The 17,044-nt window shown below is 36.0% G+C and carries 16 protein-coding genes and 2 tRNA genes; 12 read left to right on the top strand and 6 right to left on the bottom strand.

Translation table 11 applies throughout. The features are described 5' to 3' along the window. The first annotated feature begins 84 nt into the window (after positions 1–84). The 4 genes from TP70_RS02495 to yhaM all read left to right on the top strand — a co-directional run bounded on the left by TP70_RS02495 (position 85) and on the right by yhaM (position 5,702). A complete protein-coding gene (locus tag TP70_RS02495; protein ID WP_044359096.1) occupies positions 85–429 on the top strand; it encodes a YlbF/YmcA family competence regulator in 345 nt (114 codons plus the stop codon). Positions 430–624: 195 nt separating this feature from the next. Beyond that, entirely contained in the window at positions 625–1,818 is a 1,194-nt protein-coding gene (locus tag TP70_RS02490) for a metallophosphoesterase family protein (protein WP_044359095.1), read from the top strand. Then, complete coding sequence (locus tag TP70_RS02485; protein WP_044359093.1) at positions 1,815–4,739, top strand: AAA family ATPase; 2,925 nt, start codon at positions 1,815–1,817, stop codon at positions 4,737–4,739. The genes TP70_RS02490 and TP70_RS02485 overlap by 4 nt, the downstream gene beginning before the upstream one ends. A gap of 21 nt (positions 4,740–4,760) precedes the next feature. Beyond that, positions 4,761–5,702 carry a 3'-5' exoribonuclease YhaM gene (yhaM, locus tag TP70_RS02480; protein WP_044359091.1) on the top strand — a complete coding sequence of 314 codons (942 nt, stop codon included), beginning with the start codon at positions 4,761–4,763 and terminating at the stop codon, positions 5,700–5,702. Positions 5,703–5,972: 270 nt separating this feature from the next. On the opposite strand, the gene TP70_RS02475 is transcribed toward yhaM, so the two are convergent. From TP70_RS02475 to TP70_RS02455, 5 genes are all read right to left on the bottom strand, one after another. Beyond that, the gene (locus tag TP70_RS02475; protein WP_044359089.1) at positions 5,973–6,938 is read right to left on the bottom strand and encodes a foldase protein PrsA; all 966 of its coding nucleotides are present in this window, start codon (positions 6,936–6,938) and stop codon (positions 5,973–5,975) included. Between the two features lie 143 nt (positions 6,939–7,081). After that, positions 7,082–7,648, bottom strand: a complete 567-nt coding sequence (locus TP70_RS02470) for a DUF3267 domain-containing protein (RefSeq protein ID WP_044359087.1) — start codon at positions 7,646–7,648, stop codon at positions 7,082–7,084. A 51-nt stretch (positions 7,649–7,699) separates the two neighbouring features. Further along, positions 7,700–8,230, bottom strand: coding sequence for an HTH-type transcriptional regulator Hpr (locus tag TP70_RS02465; protein ID WP_044359085.1), 531 nt, complete (start codon positions 8,228–8,230; stop codon positions 7,700–7,702). A gap of 125 nt (positions 8,231–8,355) precedes the next feature. Next, entirely contained in the window at positions 8,356–8,712 is a 357-nt protein-coding gene (locus TP70_RS02460) for a YtxH domain-containing protein (protein ID WP_044359084.1), read from the bottom strand. 65 nt (positions 8,713–8,777) lie between these two features. Continuing rightward, positions 8,778–9,203, bottom strand: coding sequence for an HIT family protein (locus tag TP70_RS02455; protein ID WP_044359082.1), 426 nt, complete (start codon positions 9,201–9,203; stop codon positions 8,778–8,780). Positions 9,204–9,338: 135 nt separating this feature from the next. Between TP70_RS02455 and ecsA the strand changes: the two genes are divergently transcribed. Together ecsA and ecsB are read left to right on the top strand one after the other, a co-directional pair. Next, a complete protein-coding gene (gene ecsA, locus TP70_RS02450) occupies positions 9,339–10,073 on the top strand; it encodes an ABC transporter ATP-binding protein EcsA (RefSeq protein ID WP_044359081.1) in 735 nt (244 codons plus the stop codon). Further along, complete coding sequence (gene ecsB / locus TP70_RS02445; protein WP_174221466.1) at positions 10,070–11,284, top strand: ABC transporter permease EcsB; 1,215 nt, start codon at positions 10,070–10,072, stop codon at positions 11,282–11,284. Before ecsA ends, ecsB begins: the two co-directional genes overlap by 4 nt. Before the next feature lie 56 nt (positions 11,285–11,340). Here the strand turns inward: ecsB and TP70_RS02440 are convergent, their stop codons facing one another. Next, the gene (locus TP70_RS02440; protein ID WP_044359079.1) at positions 11,341–11,862 is read right to left on the bottom strand and encodes an antibiotic biosynthesis monooxygenase family protein; all 522 of its coding nucleotides are present in this window, start codon (positions 11,860–11,862) and stop codon (positions 11,341–11,343) included. Positions 11,863–12,244: 382 nt separating this feature from the next. On the opposite strand from TP70_RS02440, the gene hemE reads away from it, so the two are divergent. The 6 genes from hemE to TP70_RS02410 all read left to right on the top strand — a co-directional run bounded on the left by hemE (position 12,245) and on the right by TP70_RS02410 (position 17,017). Further along, positions 12,245–13,285: a uroporphyrinogen decarboxylase gene (gene hemE / locus TP70_RS02435; RefSeq protein WP_044359078.1), complete on the top strand. Its 1,041-nt coding sequence runs from the start codon at positions 12,245–12,247 to the stop codon at positions 13,283–13,285. Positions 13,286–13,323: 38 nt separating this feature from the next. Next, on the top strand, positions 13,324–14,253 hold the full coding sequence (gene hemH, locus TP70_RS02430) for a ferrochelatase (protein ID WP_044359077.1): 930 nt from the start codon (positions 13,324–13,326) through the stop codon (positions 14,251–14,253). A gap of 15 nt (positions 14,254–14,268) precedes the next feature. After that, positions 14,269–15,672: a protoporphyrinogen oxidase gene (hemY, locus tag TP70_RS02425; protein WP_044359076.1), complete on the top strand. Its 1,404-nt coding sequence runs from the start codon at positions 14,269–14,271 to the stop codon at positions 15,670–15,672. Positions 15,673–15,857: 185 nt separating this feature from the next. Next, positions 15,858–16,430: an RBBP9/YdeN family alpha/beta hydrolase gene (locus TP70_RS02420; RefSeq protein ID WP_044359075.1), complete on the top strand. Its 573-nt coding sequence runs from the start codon at positions 15,858–15,860 to the stop codon at positions 16,428–16,430. A 426-nt stretch (positions 16,431–16,856) separates the two neighbouring features. Next, positions 16,857–16,930 (top strand) — tRNA-Met (locus TP70_RS02415). 10 nt (positions 16,931–16,940) lie between these two features. Then, a tRNA-Asp gene (locus tag TP70_RS02410) sits at positions 16,941–17,017 on the top strand. Positions 17,018–17,044: the final 27 nt, after the last annotated feature.

Genomic DNA, 17,044 nt, shown 5'->3' with positions numbered 1-17,044 from the left:
CACTCAAAGTATGGTATCGTAAGCAAGGAAAGAAGTCAGTGAGACAATGCTGGCTTTAACATTGACTACTAAGGAGCGATTATAATGGCAGTAAATTTATATGATTACGCAAACAAATTAGAACAAGCTTTACGCGAAAGCGACGAGTACAATGCAATTAAAGATGCATATGCAAAAGTAAATGCTGATGCAGAATCTAAAAAATTATTTGATGAATTCCGTGAAACACAATTAAACTTCCAACAAAAACAAATGCAAGGTGAACAATTAACGGAAGAAGAAATCAAAAAAGCACAAGAACAAGCACAAGAAATTGAAAAAGATGGTAACATTTCAGAATTAATGAATGCTGAGCAAAAAATGAGCCAAGTATTCCAAGAAATTAACCAAATCATTGTGAAACCTTTAGACGAAATTTACCAAGACTAATTCGTTATACAATGCAATAGCTTTATAAATTAATACGCCCTTTAAAGTATGGACAGCGTCTTCACTTTAAAGGGCGTATTGTATTATGATTTTGTAACATCATTTACATATAAATTATGCTAAAATAAAGGAATACATAACAAGGTTTTTAACGTGTTATCATAGATCAAATTTCTGGAAAAGGAGCTAACAGTGATGGTTAAATTTTTGCATTGTGCAGACTTACATCTTGATAGTCCAATGGTATCCAAGCAGCATTTGAGTCCGAATATCTTAAGAGATGTTGAAAATAGTGCGTATGAGAGTTTTAAACAAATCGTGGATCTCGCATTGCGTGAAAGTGTTGATTTTGTCATTATTAGCGGGGATTTATTCGATCAACGCAATCGTACACTTAAAGCAGAAGTTTTTCTTAAGGAAGAGTTTGAACGATTACAAAAAGAACAAATTTTTGTTTATATCGTCCATGGCAATCATGACCCGTTGTCTGAGCGTATTACGTCCGATTGGCCTGAGAATGTGACAGTTTTCTCGAATGACGTAGAAACGTATCAAGCGATTACGAAAACAGGGGATAACGTTCATATTCATGGATTTAGTTATGAAACTTCAGCAAGTTATGAAAATAAAATTGATGATTATCCAACAAATGAAGATCGTAATGTCGTTCATATCGGTGTGCTTCACGGTACATATAGTAAGTCAGGTGCGTCAGACCGATATACAGAGTTTCGTTTAGAAGACTTAAATAAAAAGCTTTACCACTATTGGGCGCTGGGGCATATTCACAAACGTCAACAGTTGAGTGACTTACCAGAAATTCATTATCCGGGTAACATTCAAGGGCGTCATTTTAAAGAACAGGGCGAGAAGGGCTGTTTAATCGTAGAAGGTGATCATGTCAAACTGGCGACAAGATTTGTGCCAACGCAATTTATTCGTTTCGAGACAGCAGCGATTGATGTTGATCAAATTACACAACAAGCTCTATATGATGCGATTCAAGCATTTAAACAAAGTGTGCGCAGTTTAGGTCGAGCGTTTTATCGTTTACAGTTAAATGTATCCGGTGATGAACGCATTGATCCACAAGTCATTGAACAAGTTAAAGCGATGATTTTGGATTATGAAGAAAATGAACAGTATTTTGTCATTATTGATACGCTCGATATTCACTATACTGAGTTAGAAACACATTCTATTTTTAAAGAATTTGCGCCAGATTTGTTAACACAAGATGAGATTTATGAAGCAGCACTAAGTGATTTATACATGAATCCAAAGGCATCAAAATACTTAGATCATTATATGGCACATGATCGACAAGCGTTAGTGGAACGTGCGGAAGCAATGATTAATGCTGAATTGAAGGGAGCAGATAGACGATGAAGATTAAGTCAGTAGAAATTTATGGCTACGGTCAATTTGTTCAGCGAAAAGTTGAATTTAATCAGCATATCACACAGATTTTTGGAGAAAATGAAGCGGGTAAATCAACGTTACAAGCATTTATCCATTCGATACTATTCGGATTTCCAACTAAGAAAGAGAATGAGCCACGATTAGAGCCACGCATGGGTAATCAGTATGGTGGGCGTGTGACACTTATATTAGACGATCATACTGAAGTTGATGTTGAGCGTGTGAAAGGCAGTGCGCAAGGCGATGTGAAAGTTTATTTACCGAATGGCGCAATTAAAGATGAAAATTGGTTGAAAGAACATCTTAATTTTATTAATAAACGCACCTACCAAGATATTTTTTCTTTTAATGTGTTAGGACTTCAAGATATTCATAAGCATATGTCTGAAACACAACTGCAAAACTTTTTAATGCAGGCTGGTGCGCTTGGATCGACTGAATTTATCGGTATGCGTGATTTGATTAATAAGAAAAAGCAAAACTTATATAAAAAGTCAGGTCAGCAACCTGAAATTAATCGAAAAGTGGCAGAGCTGAAAGATTTAGAACTACAAATTCGTGAAGCTTCTACCCAAGTGGAATCGTATCAACGCCTAGTGGAAACACGCGACAAGTCAGCAGGGCGTTTAGAAGCGGTTAAAGAAAACTTAGATCATCTCACGACATTTTTTGAAGAAAAGCAAAAAGAAATGGCGTTACATGAACAAGTTCAAGAGTGGAAGGCGCTGGAGTCTGATTTAAATGTTGAACCGATTACGTTCCCTGAGCAAGGGATTGATCGTTACGAAGCGGCGAAACTTCAAACGCAACAGTTAGCACGTGATATTGGCTTGCGTGAAGAGAAGTACAAACAGTTGCAAGCAGAAAATGAGAAATTAACGGTACCAAGTGCTGAGGTTATAGACAAAGTTGAAGCAATTGCAAAACAAGAAGATGACGTCAAACAACAGGCACGTGAGTTACATCAAGTTGAGCGTGATATCGAACATGTGTCGAGAGAGATTGAAGGCTTAAAATCAAATATCGGCTGGGAAACAGTTTACGAAGATGTCGATGCGTCAGAAGTGCAGAAGAGCTATGTAAGCGACGTTCTAAAAAGTAAACGAGAAAACGCGCACGGTCTTCAGCAATATCGCAATATGTTAGATGAACACGTGATTGAGCATCAAGCACATGAAACAGAGCTTGAGCAACTTAATGCACGCTTAGTATCAGATGAGACTTTCGAACAGAAAAAAGTGTATGAGAAACGTTCTTTAGAGTTAAATGAAAAACGCAATCTTTTTGTGAAGATGAAAGAAGCTTTTGAAATAGAACAACAACAAAAGCAAAAACGTCAAAACATGTTACGCATTTTATTTGTGGTGATGGCGCTTATCTCTGCAGGTGTTGCGGCGTATGCGTTTGTCTCATCAGCTGTTTTGTATGGCAGTATTTTTGCAGTATTAGCTTGTTTGTTCATTATTGCAGTCTTTGTCGTTAAAACGAAGGAAGTAGGGCATAATGAGCGCTTTGCTGAAGAGATTACGCAGCTAGAATCTGAAGTAAAAGCATTAGAAGACGCCTATGACTTGAACTTTGAGTTGTCAGATCAATATCAATTGAGAGATCAAATCGAACAGCGCCAGCAAAATCTGGCAATCTCTGCGAAAAAACAACAGCGTTTACAGCAGCAATTAGAAGCAGCTGAGGCACAACACGAGGAAGATAACAACAAAGTGAATGCGATTCGTCAAGATTTGCATTTGTCAGCTAAAATGTCCGACGAGTTATTAGTAGATGCGGTACAGACGATTCAGTCGATTAAGGAACAACATGCTAGACTTTCGCAGCTTGAAGCGAATCGTTCAGCATTAAACGATAAGTTGACAGCATTTTATGATGAAGCAATACAACAATTAGCCTCACAGATTTCAAATGTTGATTGTGTATCACTGTTCCATGATGTGCGTGAATGGCTCAAACAAACGCAATCTGATGCGATGCGTTATCAACATAATGATGAACAGTTACAATTACTTGATAACGAAGTAAAACATTTGAATACACGCTTAAGTGACAATCGTAACGTTATTCAACAGCTATTTGACTTTATCGGTGCGTTGGATGAGGAAAGTTACTATAAACATCATGATCGTTACCAAACATATGAGCAGTCTTTGGCGCGTTTTAATGATTTAACGCATTTCTTAAAAAATCAAGACTATGGTTATGAAAAAAGTTCAAAACTGAGTGAAAAGACAACAGCGCAGTTAGAAGCAGAACATCAAAAGTTAGAAGCGCAAATTGATGATTATAATGAGCGTTATTTAACATTACAAAGTGAAGTGAGTGATTTAACTGCACAAATCAATCATATGGAAACGGACAATACACTAAGACATTTGAAACATCAATATCAAATTGTGCGTAGTCAGTTAAATGAATTAGCGGAAGATTGGGCAGCGCTAAGTTACCTTGAGGCGCTTGTAGACGCGCATATTAAACAGATTAAAGATAAACGTTTACCTCAAGTTGTTCAAGAAGCGACAACGATTTATGAGACGTTAACGAACGGCGAATATGTTCAAGTGACTTATGAAAATGAACAAGTGATGGTACGTCATAAAGATGGTCAAATGTATCATCCGGTAGAATTAAGTCAATCAACGAAAGAATTATTGTATTTCGCATTGCGTATCAGTTTGATTAAAGTATTAAAACCGTATTATTCGTTACCAATTATTATTGATGATGCATTCGTTCACTTTGATGCATTGCGTAAAAAACGAATGATGGCATTTTTGAAATCAATGCCAGATAATTATCAAATTTTATATTTCACATGTAACCAAGATTCGACACTACCAGCTAAGCAAAGTGTCACATTGCAAAAATTAGAGAAATAGAATGAAGAAAGGTGCTGTACCATGAGACATGTAGAAACGTTAAAGCCTGGAGATAAGGTAGACCATTTCTTTTTAGTACACCAGGTAACGCAAGGTGTCACAAATCAAGGGAAAGACTATATGACGTTGAAGCTTCAAGATCAAAGTGGTGAAATTGAAGCAAAGTTTTGGACTGTGACGAAGGATGACCTTCAAATTTTAAAGCCAGAATTGGTCATTCACGTTAAAGGTGATGTCATCAACTATCGAAATAATCGACAATTAAAAATGACACAATATAGAGTGGCTACTGAAGCGGATGGTGTACAAATTGGTGACTTTATTGAACGTGCACCCATTTCATCTGAAGATATTAAAACGATGTTACGTGACTATATTTTTGATATTGAAAATGCGAACTTACAAAGAATTACACGTCATCTTTTAAATAAATACGAACAAGCATTTTTCGTTTATCCAGCTGCAAGCTCGATGCACCATAACTTTGTAGGTGGGCTTAGCTACCACGTTGTGACGATGTTGGAAGTCGCACAAAGCTTATGTCAAATTTATCCGAGCATTAACAAAAGTTTATTATATAGTGGCATTATTTTGCATGACATCGGTAAAGTGGTGGAATTATCAGGACCTGTCGCAACGACATATACGTTGGAAGGGAACTTACTCGGCCATATTTCCATAGCGAGTGATGAGATTGCTGAAGCAGCGCGTCAGTTGAATATTGATGGTGAAGAAGTGTTATTGTTACGCCACCTTATCCTAGCACACCACGGTAAATTAGAGTTTGGTTCTCCAAAGTTACCGCAAGTGAAAGAAGCAGAAATTCTACATTTCATAGATAATATTGATGCTCGTATGAATATGTTTGATAAAGCTTTGAAAAATACAGATAAAGGTGCCATGACTGGTAAAATTCGAGGCCTTGAAAATAGACGCTTCTATAAGCCAGAAAAACTAGATTAAAAAATAGGAGTCTGTAAAACGTATATCGCGTTTTACAGGCTCCTATTCGTATGTTAGAGGGGATTTTAGGGAGCGGGACAGAAAGCTCATTTTCACAAAAAGCTTTCGTCGTCCCGCCCCGGTAAGGGTGACTAGAAGTGAAAAAGTTTTTTAAAACGTATTTTCACTTCAGACACCTACTGCCAATTAGTGCTTTTCCCCTAATTATTTAGGATGATTTTCCTTATGTCCCAGCCCCTTAGATTATCCATCAGAAAGGCTAAAGAGCCATTACACACCAAGACCTTGACCGCCATGTGAGCTTTGAGCGGCTTTTTGAAGTGATTCTGGATTTAAAATAGAATCTTCAATGGCATTTTTAATATCACGATCTTTGTAATCGACTTTATATTCGTCTAATAAATCTTTATAAGCGTCTGTTAAAAGTTCTGGTTCTTCTTGTAATTTATTTTGAATCAGTTTTGTTTTTAACTGTGCTTTTTCTTTATTGAAATCTGTTTGCTTGTCGGCACGAATGATATGATAACCATAATCTGTTTTGACAACGTCAGAGATTTCGCCTTCTTTTAATTTGAACAGCGCTTTTTCAAACGGTTCTACCATTTGACCTTTAACAACGTAGCCTAAACTACCGTTTTGTTCGCTGCTTGAATCCATAGACTCTTTTTTTGCAATTTTATCGAAGTTTTTAGGGTTTTTATCAAGTTGCTTTTTGATTTCTTCAATTTTTTTCTTCGCTTCTTTATCAGTTAAGCCTTCTTTATCGTCATCATTTTCTTTTACTTTAATTAAAATATGCGATGCTTTTTTGGTTTGTTCTTTAATATCTTTATCTGAGATATCAACTTTTTCATTCAATAAACGTTTTTGATATTCAATGAGTTTACGTTGTTCTTTATATTCGTCCATCGACAACTTCTGCTGCTTTAATAAGCTTTCAAATTGCTCTTTGCCACCATATTTTTCAATTTGGCTATCAATATCTTTTTCGATTTGTTTATCGTCAACTTTGTCGCCATATTTATCTTCTAAAATTTTGCCAAGTAATAATTTAAATGAGCTACTAGCGATTTGGTTGTTACCGATGTCTTTCATTACATCTTCAACTTTGACATCGCCGGCTTTTGATGAGATTAATGTTTCGCCTTTAGATGATGGTGCATCGTTACCACATGCGCCTAAAAGTAGGGCAGTTGCTGATAACGGTATGATTAATTTTTGTAAGCCTTGTTTCATTTTGTAAGCTCCTTTGCATAAAAGTAACACACATAATATACCACAATCGTACAACTGAACCAATGAAATACATAGAGACTACGACTAATGTATGAGAGAGACATAAAACGAAAGCACTAAAAAATTGGCTAAGCGCCATAAGCCTAGCCAATAGAAATATGATCCGATGTGCAATTTTTTTCGAGAAGGACGAATCCATTGATATGTTCCTCTACAAACTGTCCGCGTTTGCAAAAGAAAATCACTTTTAAATAAAGTAGATCCATCACAGAAAATCCAGCATTAAGTGCTAATAAAAACATAAAATAATGACCATAGTGCGGAAAGGCACTGGCAATTAAAATACAAATTAATGAAATAACAATCAAAGGTGCGATTAAGCAAATACAAAAGTAATATTTGCGCACAGGCTTATCTAAAAAGATGTTGTATAATGGCACCCAGCTCTTAGGCATTAACTTATACATTTTAATATAACGAAAGTATGGTAATACCGTTATAACATGAATGAGCTTGTGCAATGGATATAGGCACATCATTAAGATAAGAAATATAGAAAAATTTTTATCTGTAAACGGCACATCTGAATAATAATGAAAAACTTCAAAACTAATCAAAAATGTGATGATTACAGTTACAAAGCTAATAAATGCGATACGTGGAATACCAAACCGAGAATGAATATCGATTGATCTTGAACAATTAAGCATCAAAAAAACTCCTTTAATGCAAGTTTGATATTACGTATTATCTACCGCATTTTAATCAGCGTCAAGTAAATTTTTTCGTAAGTGATCGTGACATTGGTTGATGCCATCTAAGAACACCTTACCTTGCAATTGTGATACAAGATAGTGTTCATCACTGAAACTTGGGAAGTGAAACATTTCTTCATTATAATCTTGAGCAGCACGATAAATGCTATTGTTTGCCATATCGTATTGATCAAAGATATTTTCCACAAGCGAATGTCCTTCTTCGGTTAAAATGATAAAAGTATTACGTTTATCGTTCGTATCTTTTTCCAATTTTAATAATCCTTGTGACTCAAGACGCTTTGCAAAGTTGTAAGCAGTTGATACATGCATCACACCGTAACGTGAAATATCAGAAATAGTTACCTTTTTAAATGCATAAATAGTCATTAGAATTAAATGTTCATTCATTGTAATGCCGTATTTTTTAAGCCAAGCTTGCCAGTCATTTTCTGCATTTTTCCAGATGACTTTTGATAGCATAGCAGCTTTATGCGTGTATAAAATACTCTCAATTTGGTGCTGTTTATCGGTCATGCGACTATCTCCTTTCAACTGTATAAAAGCATGGTACACATGTACCATGCTTAATAATAGTATATCTGATTATCGCATATTACTCACTAAAAATATCAAATATTTTTAATTTATATATCAAAAAATTACTTTTTTGTTGGAAAATTTGTGATTTCTTCGCCACGATTTTGGATATTTTCTATATATCGCTGCAATCTTTGGATATTTGGTGTAATATCTGCTTTAAATTCTCCAATTGTTGTTTTAAGATCTCCACCGATTGAACGTGCAAATTCAGTACCATCTTGTTTAATTGTGACCGCATGATTTTTAATGTCATCTAATTGAGATTTCATCGTATCTAGTTCGCCTGAAATTTCAGCAGGTGCGTTTTCAGTCAAATTGTTTGAACGTACTGTATCTTTTTGACGTTCCATTAATACAAGACTGACACCCGTCGCAATACCAGCTGCAAGACCTAGCGTAATTTTTGCTGCTTTCATAAAAATCCTCCTCAAGTCATTTCATATTATTTTATACCCGCAAATCAGTATGATTATGCAATCGACTATTGAATGTGTGACGCGATTTGTTGTGCAATTTCTGACTTTTTGTTGTCGTCAATCACATCTTCATGTGTTTCCCATTTGTAGTCAAAGCCATCAATGTCATTTTCATAACGAGGAATTAAATGGAAATGAATATGGAACACGGATTGTGACGCATACGTACCATTATTTTGAATGATATTTAGGCCGTCTGGATTAAACGCTGCTTTGATAGCATTCGCCACGATTGGTAATGCTTCCCCGATGTGTTTCATTGTTTCTGCATCCGTTTCAAAAATGTTTGCAGAAGGTTTTTTAGGGATGAGTAGCGTATGACCTTTCGATACTTGTGAAATATCTAAAAAGGCATAGACATATTCATTCTCATAAATTTTGTAACTCGGTATGTCTCCAGCGATGATTTTTGAAAAAATTGTTTCTGACATATTATTCGCTCCCTCCGATCATTTGATAATATTATAGCATGTGGTGTAATCGGTGTAACTAGATAACAGTTATCTCGGGAATAGCATTTCTACGTGTCAATTTGGTACAATACTGTCTATGGAGGTGCAGAGTGAATGACTGTACAAGTAGAAAATCTTACAGGTGGTTACGGTAAAAAGCCTGTTATAAAAAATGTATCATTTGCGCTCAACCCAGGTGAGATTGTAGGGCTTATCGGTTTGAACGGTGCAGGAAAAAGTACAACAATTAAACATATATTAGGATTATTGACGCCGAGTGAAGGTAAAATGTCCATTTCTGGAATAGATATTAATGAGGATATTCACGCATATCGCAAACATCTATCGTATATTCCAGAATCTCCTGTTATTTATGAGACGTTAACATTAAAAGAACATATATATATGACTGCTATGGCATATGGCATTGATGAAGAGACGGCAATGAAACGTGCACGTCCATTGCTAAAGACTTTTCGCTTAGAAGACCAATTAGAAGTATTTCCGAGTCACTTTTCTAAAGGGATGAAGCAAAAAGTAATGATTATTTGCGCATTTATTGTAGATCCCGATTTATATATTATTGATGAGCCGTTTTTAGGATTAGATCCACTCGGCATTCAAGCAATGTTAGATTTAATGGATGATAAAAAGCAAGAAGGACGTACTGTATTGATGAGTACGCACATATTAGCAACAGCTGAGCGCTACTGTGATCGCTTTATTATATTAGACCAAGGTGAAGTGGTGGCGCTTGGGGATCTCGAAGCGTTACGTCAACAGTTAAAAATGCCGAATGCGACGTTAGATGATATTTATATTCGTGCGACACAAGGAGCCGACCGATGATGACGGCGCAGCAACTTTTCGCAAATCGATATCGTGCAAAGCGCAAAGAAAAGCAATACTACAATAAATTTATTTTCAACGGACATTTCACTGTCTTTCTAGTCATTTTAATAGGGGCATTTATTCTTGGATATGGTGAATGGTTGCGAAATATTCCTAAAGGTATTGATTACTTCTTGCTTATATCAATCGTCTTAGCCGTAAGTTCCAACTTTCCATTGAAAACGTATTTGGAAGAAGCGGATAGTCTGTTTCTGTTACCTTATGAATTACAAATGACGACATATATTCAACAAAGTATATGGATGAGCTTTTTCACACGCTTACCGTTACAAATTGTTTTACTAGTTATCGCGTACCCACTTGTACATACATTGGTACCGCATCAGACGTTAGCCTTTGTTATGGTGGTCGTATTCTCAATTATCTTTCCACTTTTAGGTCTGTTAATCAAATGGCATTGGTTTGTGTACGGTATCAAGCCATGGGCAATCCATATTGTGTTATTTGTTATTTATTTATTAGGTTATTATATTATGCTAGCAACACAAAGTTGGTATAGCTTTGGCAGCATGATTGTGTTACTAATACTCTATGTCGTTTTAAAAAAATTAACACTACAAAAACGCTTGCCATGGGCATTTTTAATCAAACAAGCACGACAACATCAAGTCAATTATTATAAATTTGTCAGCATGTTTACGGATGTCAAAGGATTACAAGAAGGCGCCGTCCGTCGACGATACTTAGACTTTTTATTAGCGACACCGAAGACATTTAATGAACAAGTCATGTATCCGTATTTATTTAAACGTAACTTTTTGCGTGGCAAAGATGCGTTCAATTTAACGTTGCGTTTGATGATCATCGCTGTGTTGTTAATGATTTGGTTAAGTCAGCCATTTGTAAGTCTCATTATTGGTTGTATGGCGATGTATATTTTAATATTACAAATGTCGCAGTTCTACACACAAGAAGCATACGGTTTATGGCCACAAGTATGGCCAGCTTCTGAGGAACTTGTTATTCGTGGCTACGAGCAGTTTCTTAATATAACAGCTATCATTATTAGTGTTTTATTGAGTATTGTTTATTTAATCATGAACTTATCACATGGTTATTTAGTGATTTGCTTATTCGTCGTTGGATTCTTTACAATTCGTCGTACGATTAAGAAGTTAAAATATAAAGAAGCGTTATTACGTGATTAAGACACATAATACTACCCCCTCTCTAAAATGGAAGAGTAGGGGGTAATTTTGTACATTTATTCGTCTTCGTTAACGATTGATTCATCAACCGGATAGAAATATTTTTCTAAGTAAGATGCATGCACACTAGATGCACCCGCGAGTGGTTTTGTTGCTTCTAATGATAAATTTTCACGGAATGCTGATGACTTTTTGTAATCATCATACGCATTGCGAGAATCAAAACCGAGTAATACTTTATAAATGTTTTGGCGATTTGATTTAAGTAGACGGTAACTGTGAAAGCCATCATTATCGCTAAGTGTTGGTACGTAATTTTCTAATTGCTTTTCAAGTTGATACTTATGGTCTTCAGTTGTAGGAATCGTAATAAGCACTTGGAAGTCGCTGTCTTGAATTGTTCCTACACGTGTTAATGCACGATATTCATTCGGTTGTTGGAAAACAGTATCCGTTTGAGATTCTTCAAAAATAACAGATTGTCCTTCACCAGAAAAGATATGTAACTCACGGTCTTCATGTTTCTCTTGAATTTGTTTTAAAAATCCTAATGTCCCATAGGTAATATAAAAATTCATTTATTTTCCTCCTATATCACAGGCAATATACCTTACTTTTCTAATAATATCATACCCCTTTTATGAAAAAACTTAAATAAATAATGTTAGGGTTGTTGGTGGTTTTAATAGAAATCGTCGATATGCAATATTTTGACGTGAAAAATCTAATTTAAAAAATAATAAATGTGAGTTACAACTGTTATTTGCCACATGCTATACTAAAAGACGTATTGAAATTTTGATATATTTGAGTAGACATGCAAAGTTATATGTTAAACATGTCTCATCTTTTATGCGTAAAATGACATTTTAATTTTTTGTGACAATGGTGCGTTTCACAGAGTTCTTTAATGTGAGTGTGCTATATTTGGAAAGAATGATTGTAAATAAGGAGGACCTCATGAATAATACGTTTAATGATACGATGTTACGAGCAATTAAAGGGGAAAAATCTGCGCATACACCCGTTTGGTTTATGCGTCAAGCAGGTCGCTCTCAACCAGAATATAGAAAACTAAAAGAAAAATATTCATTATTTGAAATTACGCATCAACCGGAACTTTGTGCATACGTAACAAAGCTACCTGTTGATCAATATCATACAGATGCCGCTGTTTTATATAAAGACATTATGACGCCATTAAAAGGGATTGGGGTAGATGTTGAAATTAAGTCCGGCATTGGACCAGTGATTGCTAATCCAATTCGTCAATATTCAGATGTGACAGCGCTAGGTCAAATAGACCCGCAACGTGATGTCCCATACGTACTTGATACAATTAAATTGTTAACACAAGAACAATTAAACGTGCCATTAATCGGTTTTACAGGTGCACCCTTTACTTTGGCAAGCTATATGATCGAAGGGGGGCCATCTAAAAACTATAATAAAACAAAAGCAATGATGTATCGTGATGAAGCGACATGGTTCAAATTGATGGATACACTTGCGGAGATGTCCATTACATATGTAAAAGCTCAAGTAGAAGCAGGGGCACAACTCATTCAAATTTTCGATTCATGGGTCGGTGCGCTGAATCATGCAGATTATCAGTATTTTATTCAACCATGCATGCATAAACTCGTTTCTGGTATTAAAGAATTAGATGTACCAGTCATTCTGTTCGGTGTGGGTGCCAGTCATTTAATTGATGCTTGGCATGAATTACCAATTGATGTATTAGGACTCGATTGGCGTACATCGATTCAAGAAGCAGGGAAACAAGGTGTAACGAAAACAGTTCAAGGTAACCTAGATCCAAGTATTTTACTAGCACCTTGGGATGTTATCGAGGCACGCTTAAAACCAATTTTAGATCAAGGTATGGCACATGCAGGGGGACATATCTTTAATCTAGGACATGGTGTATTTCCTGAAGTAGATCCTGCTACTTTACGTCGTGTTGCACAATTTGTTCACGACTACACAGCTAAAAATTAACGAATATTGAATATGTGTATATAAAGGACGGATAAAAAATGACAAAAAAATTGGGCTTGTTAGTAATGGCATATGGGACGCCATATAAAAAGAGTGATATTGAGCCATACTATACAGATATCAGACGAGGACGTAAGCCAAGTCAAGAAGAGTTAGAAGACTTAACACAACGTTATGAAGCGATTGGTGGCTTATCACCGCTTGCTGGAACGACTGAACGTCAAGCTGAAGCGCTTGTAACGGCACTTAATAATAGTGAACGATACAAGGATACAGAATTTAAATTATATATTGGTTTAAAACATATTCATCCATTTATTGAAGATGCTGTAACAGCAATGCATCAAGATGGTATTACTGAAGCTGTAACCGTGGTGTTAGCACCTCACTATTCTAGATTCTCTATCGGTTCTTATAACAAGCGTGCGAAAGAACAGGCAGATAAGTATGGCATCACATTACATCATGTGAATAGCTATTTTGAACAGCCTAAATTTATTGAATACTGGGCAATGCGCATTAATGAAGCATTAAAAAATATACCTGAGCAAGATTACGATAAAACAATGTTAATCGTATCGGCACACAGCTTACCTGAAAAAATGATTTTAGAAAGTAACGATCCATATCCTGAACAGATTTCAAAAACAGCACGTTTGATTGCAGAACATATACCTTTAAAACAAATAGCAGTCGGTTGGCAATCAGCAGGCAATACAGGGACACCGTGGATTGGTCCAGATGTTCAAGATTTGACACGTGATTTATATACAGCATTAGGTAGTAAACATTTTATTTATACACCGGTAGGATTTGTTGCAGAACATCTTGAAGTCCTTTACGACAATGATTATGAATGTAAAGTCGTTTGTGACGAAGTAGGGGCGACATATCATCGTCCACCGATGCCTGATACACATCCATTATTTATCGGTGCAATTGTAGATGAAATTGCTAATATATATTAAGAAAGCGTGAGGAAAATGACAAAAATAGCAATTGTAGGTGCTGGGATTACGGGTTTAACAAGTGCATATTTTATAAAGAAACAGTATCCAAATGTCGATGTAACGATTTATGAAGCAACCGATGTACCCGGGGGCAAAATAAAAACAGCTTATCGTGATGGGTATGTGATAGAGCTTGGCCCAGAATCATATTTAGGACGCAAGACGATTATGACAGATGTTGCGAAAGATGTTGGCATAGCAGATGAGGATATTGTGACGAATCAAACGGGTCAGTCGTATATTTTTGCGGATGATCAACTGTATCCAATACCGGGTGGTGCAATTTTAGGCGTTCCAACTGATATTAAGCCATTTATGACAACACAATTGATCTCAATGAAAGGTAAATTGCGTGCATTAAAGGATTTGACAATTAAGCCGTTAGAAATGCCAGAGGGCGACATGTCAGTCGGGCACTTCTTTAGAGAACGATTAGGCGACGAGTTGTTAGAGAACTTAATTGAGCCATTACTGAGTGGTATTTATGGGACGGATATTGACGAATTAAGTTTGATGAGTACATTCCCGAACTTTAAATCGCTTGAAGAACAACATGGCAGCATTATTAAAGGCATGCAACAAGTTCGTAAAGCCCGCTTAGAAAAAGAAGATTATAAACAGACGGGTGCACAAGGGCAGTTTAAACAATTTAAGCGTGGACTCTATGACTTCATCGTTCATTTAGAAAAATGGCTCATTCAACATGATGTCACGATACAATACAACACCAAAGTGGAAGATTTAAAATCAACACAAAAAGGTTATTATGTCGTGTTAGGAGAAGATACAGAGCATTTCTATGATGGTGTCATCGTTGCAACGCCGCATCAAGTGTTCCGCAAATGGTTTGATACAGATCCAATGTTTGATTATTTCAATGAACTTGAAGCGTCATCAGTAGCAACCATCGTTTTTGCATTTGATGAAAAGGATATTGAGAACATTCATAACGGAACTGGATTTGTAATTGCGCGTACTAGTAATACAGATATTACAGCATGTACGTGGACATCAATGAAGTGGCCACATACAACACCAGAGGGTAAAGTGCTTATTCGTGCTTATATTGGAAAACAAGGCGACAATATTGTGAATGAAGAAACAGATGAGAACTTAGTAAAAATTGCCCGTCGTGATTTAGAACAAATGATGACATTTAAAGGTGACCCAGAATTTACAATTGTGAATAAAATGCCATACGCAAGTCCGCAATATCATGTGGGACATATTGATCAAATCAATCGTATTCAGCAACATATTTTAGATAATTATCAGCACCTACAAATTACAGGCGCACCGTTTGAAGCGGTTGGCTTACCAGATTGCATTAGTCAGGCCCACAAAGCAGTGGAAAATCTCCTACCACGTGTTTTATAAAGCTATAAAAGTAGCCCGTGTATCATTTATAATAGATGAAGCAAGGGTTACTTTTTGTTGAATTATAGATTTAGGAATATTAAGAAAATTCAACGAATTTGGTACAATTATTTCAATAACATAGTTGTTACTTTAAAGTATGATAATATTGATAGTAGTAATTGAATTTATAGGGAGGCAGTACAATGACAAATGTCTATATTATCCACGGTTATCAAGCGAATAGCAGTGATCATTGGTTTCCTTGGTTAAAAAATACACTAGAAATTGAAGGACATGACGTAACAGTCTTAGATTTACCTAATACAGAGCGCCCAAATGGCGATGAATGGGTTCAATATATGAAAGAACATATCACAGACGTCAATAAAGATACAATTTTCATTGCACATAGCTTAGGTGTGATTACAACATTGAAATTTATTCAAGATCTTGATGTCTCGAAAGTAGGTAGTTTAGCGATGGTGTCAGGCTTTAAAGGTGATTTGCCAGACGATAGACATCTACCTGATCAAGAAGTGCTCGACTCATTTTTTAAATGGGACTTAGACTTTGAAAAATTACATAACAAAGTGATTCACATGTTTGGAGTGGGGGCTAAAGATGACTATGTCGTACCAATTGATGCAACACGCAAACTATGTGAAGCATTAGACTGTAAGTTATATGAACAAGAGACAGGTGGACATTTTTGTAGCCAAGATGGGTTTAATGCATTTCTATTCCTAAAAAATAAAGTACTTCAAAAATTTGATTAATTGTATGAGAGAGGGTTATCGCTTGAATTTTTAGGTTAACCTAAATATAATGTTGTTAGATGGGTTAACCATCAAATTAAAATTGATATTCTCCTAATCATGTTTAAGATTCCCGAAGCACTCAAGGTAGATTCATCCTCCATCGAATACCTTGAGTGTTTTTCTGTCGGTTATTATGGTACATAATTAATAGTATCTACTATAAAGGTGTTTTATTCCAAGTTTTTTATGTTGTGAGAGGTTGACCTTTATACTTACAAACTATATAATAACGAAGTCGTTAATTTTAGTGCTACTTGTCACAAGTAACGTTTTGGCGTTTTTGATTAAGTATTGATATTTAAATCTAAAAAAATCAAAAACAATATTGACAAGATTTCAATAAAATGATAACCTAATAAGGTAGTTGTTTTTAAATAATATTAGCGCGGGATGGAGCAGTTCGGTAGCTCGTCGGGCTCATAACCCGAAGGTCGGTGGTTCAAATCCGCCTCCCGCAATATTTTAAGTGGTCCCGTAGTGGAGCGGTTTAACACGCCTGCCTGTCACGCAGGAGATCGCGGGTTCGATTCCCGTCGGGACCGCCATTATTATGGTTCAGTAGCTCAGTCGGT

It is taken from the genome of Staphylococcus microti (assembly GCF_000934465.1).
GTDB lineage: Bacteria > Bacillota > Bacilli > Staphylococcales > Staphylococcaceae > Staphylococcus > Staphylococcus microti.
The sequence above is the reverse complement of the archived record's forward strand: the minus strand, read 5'-3'. Positions and strand labels throughout refer to the sequence as shown.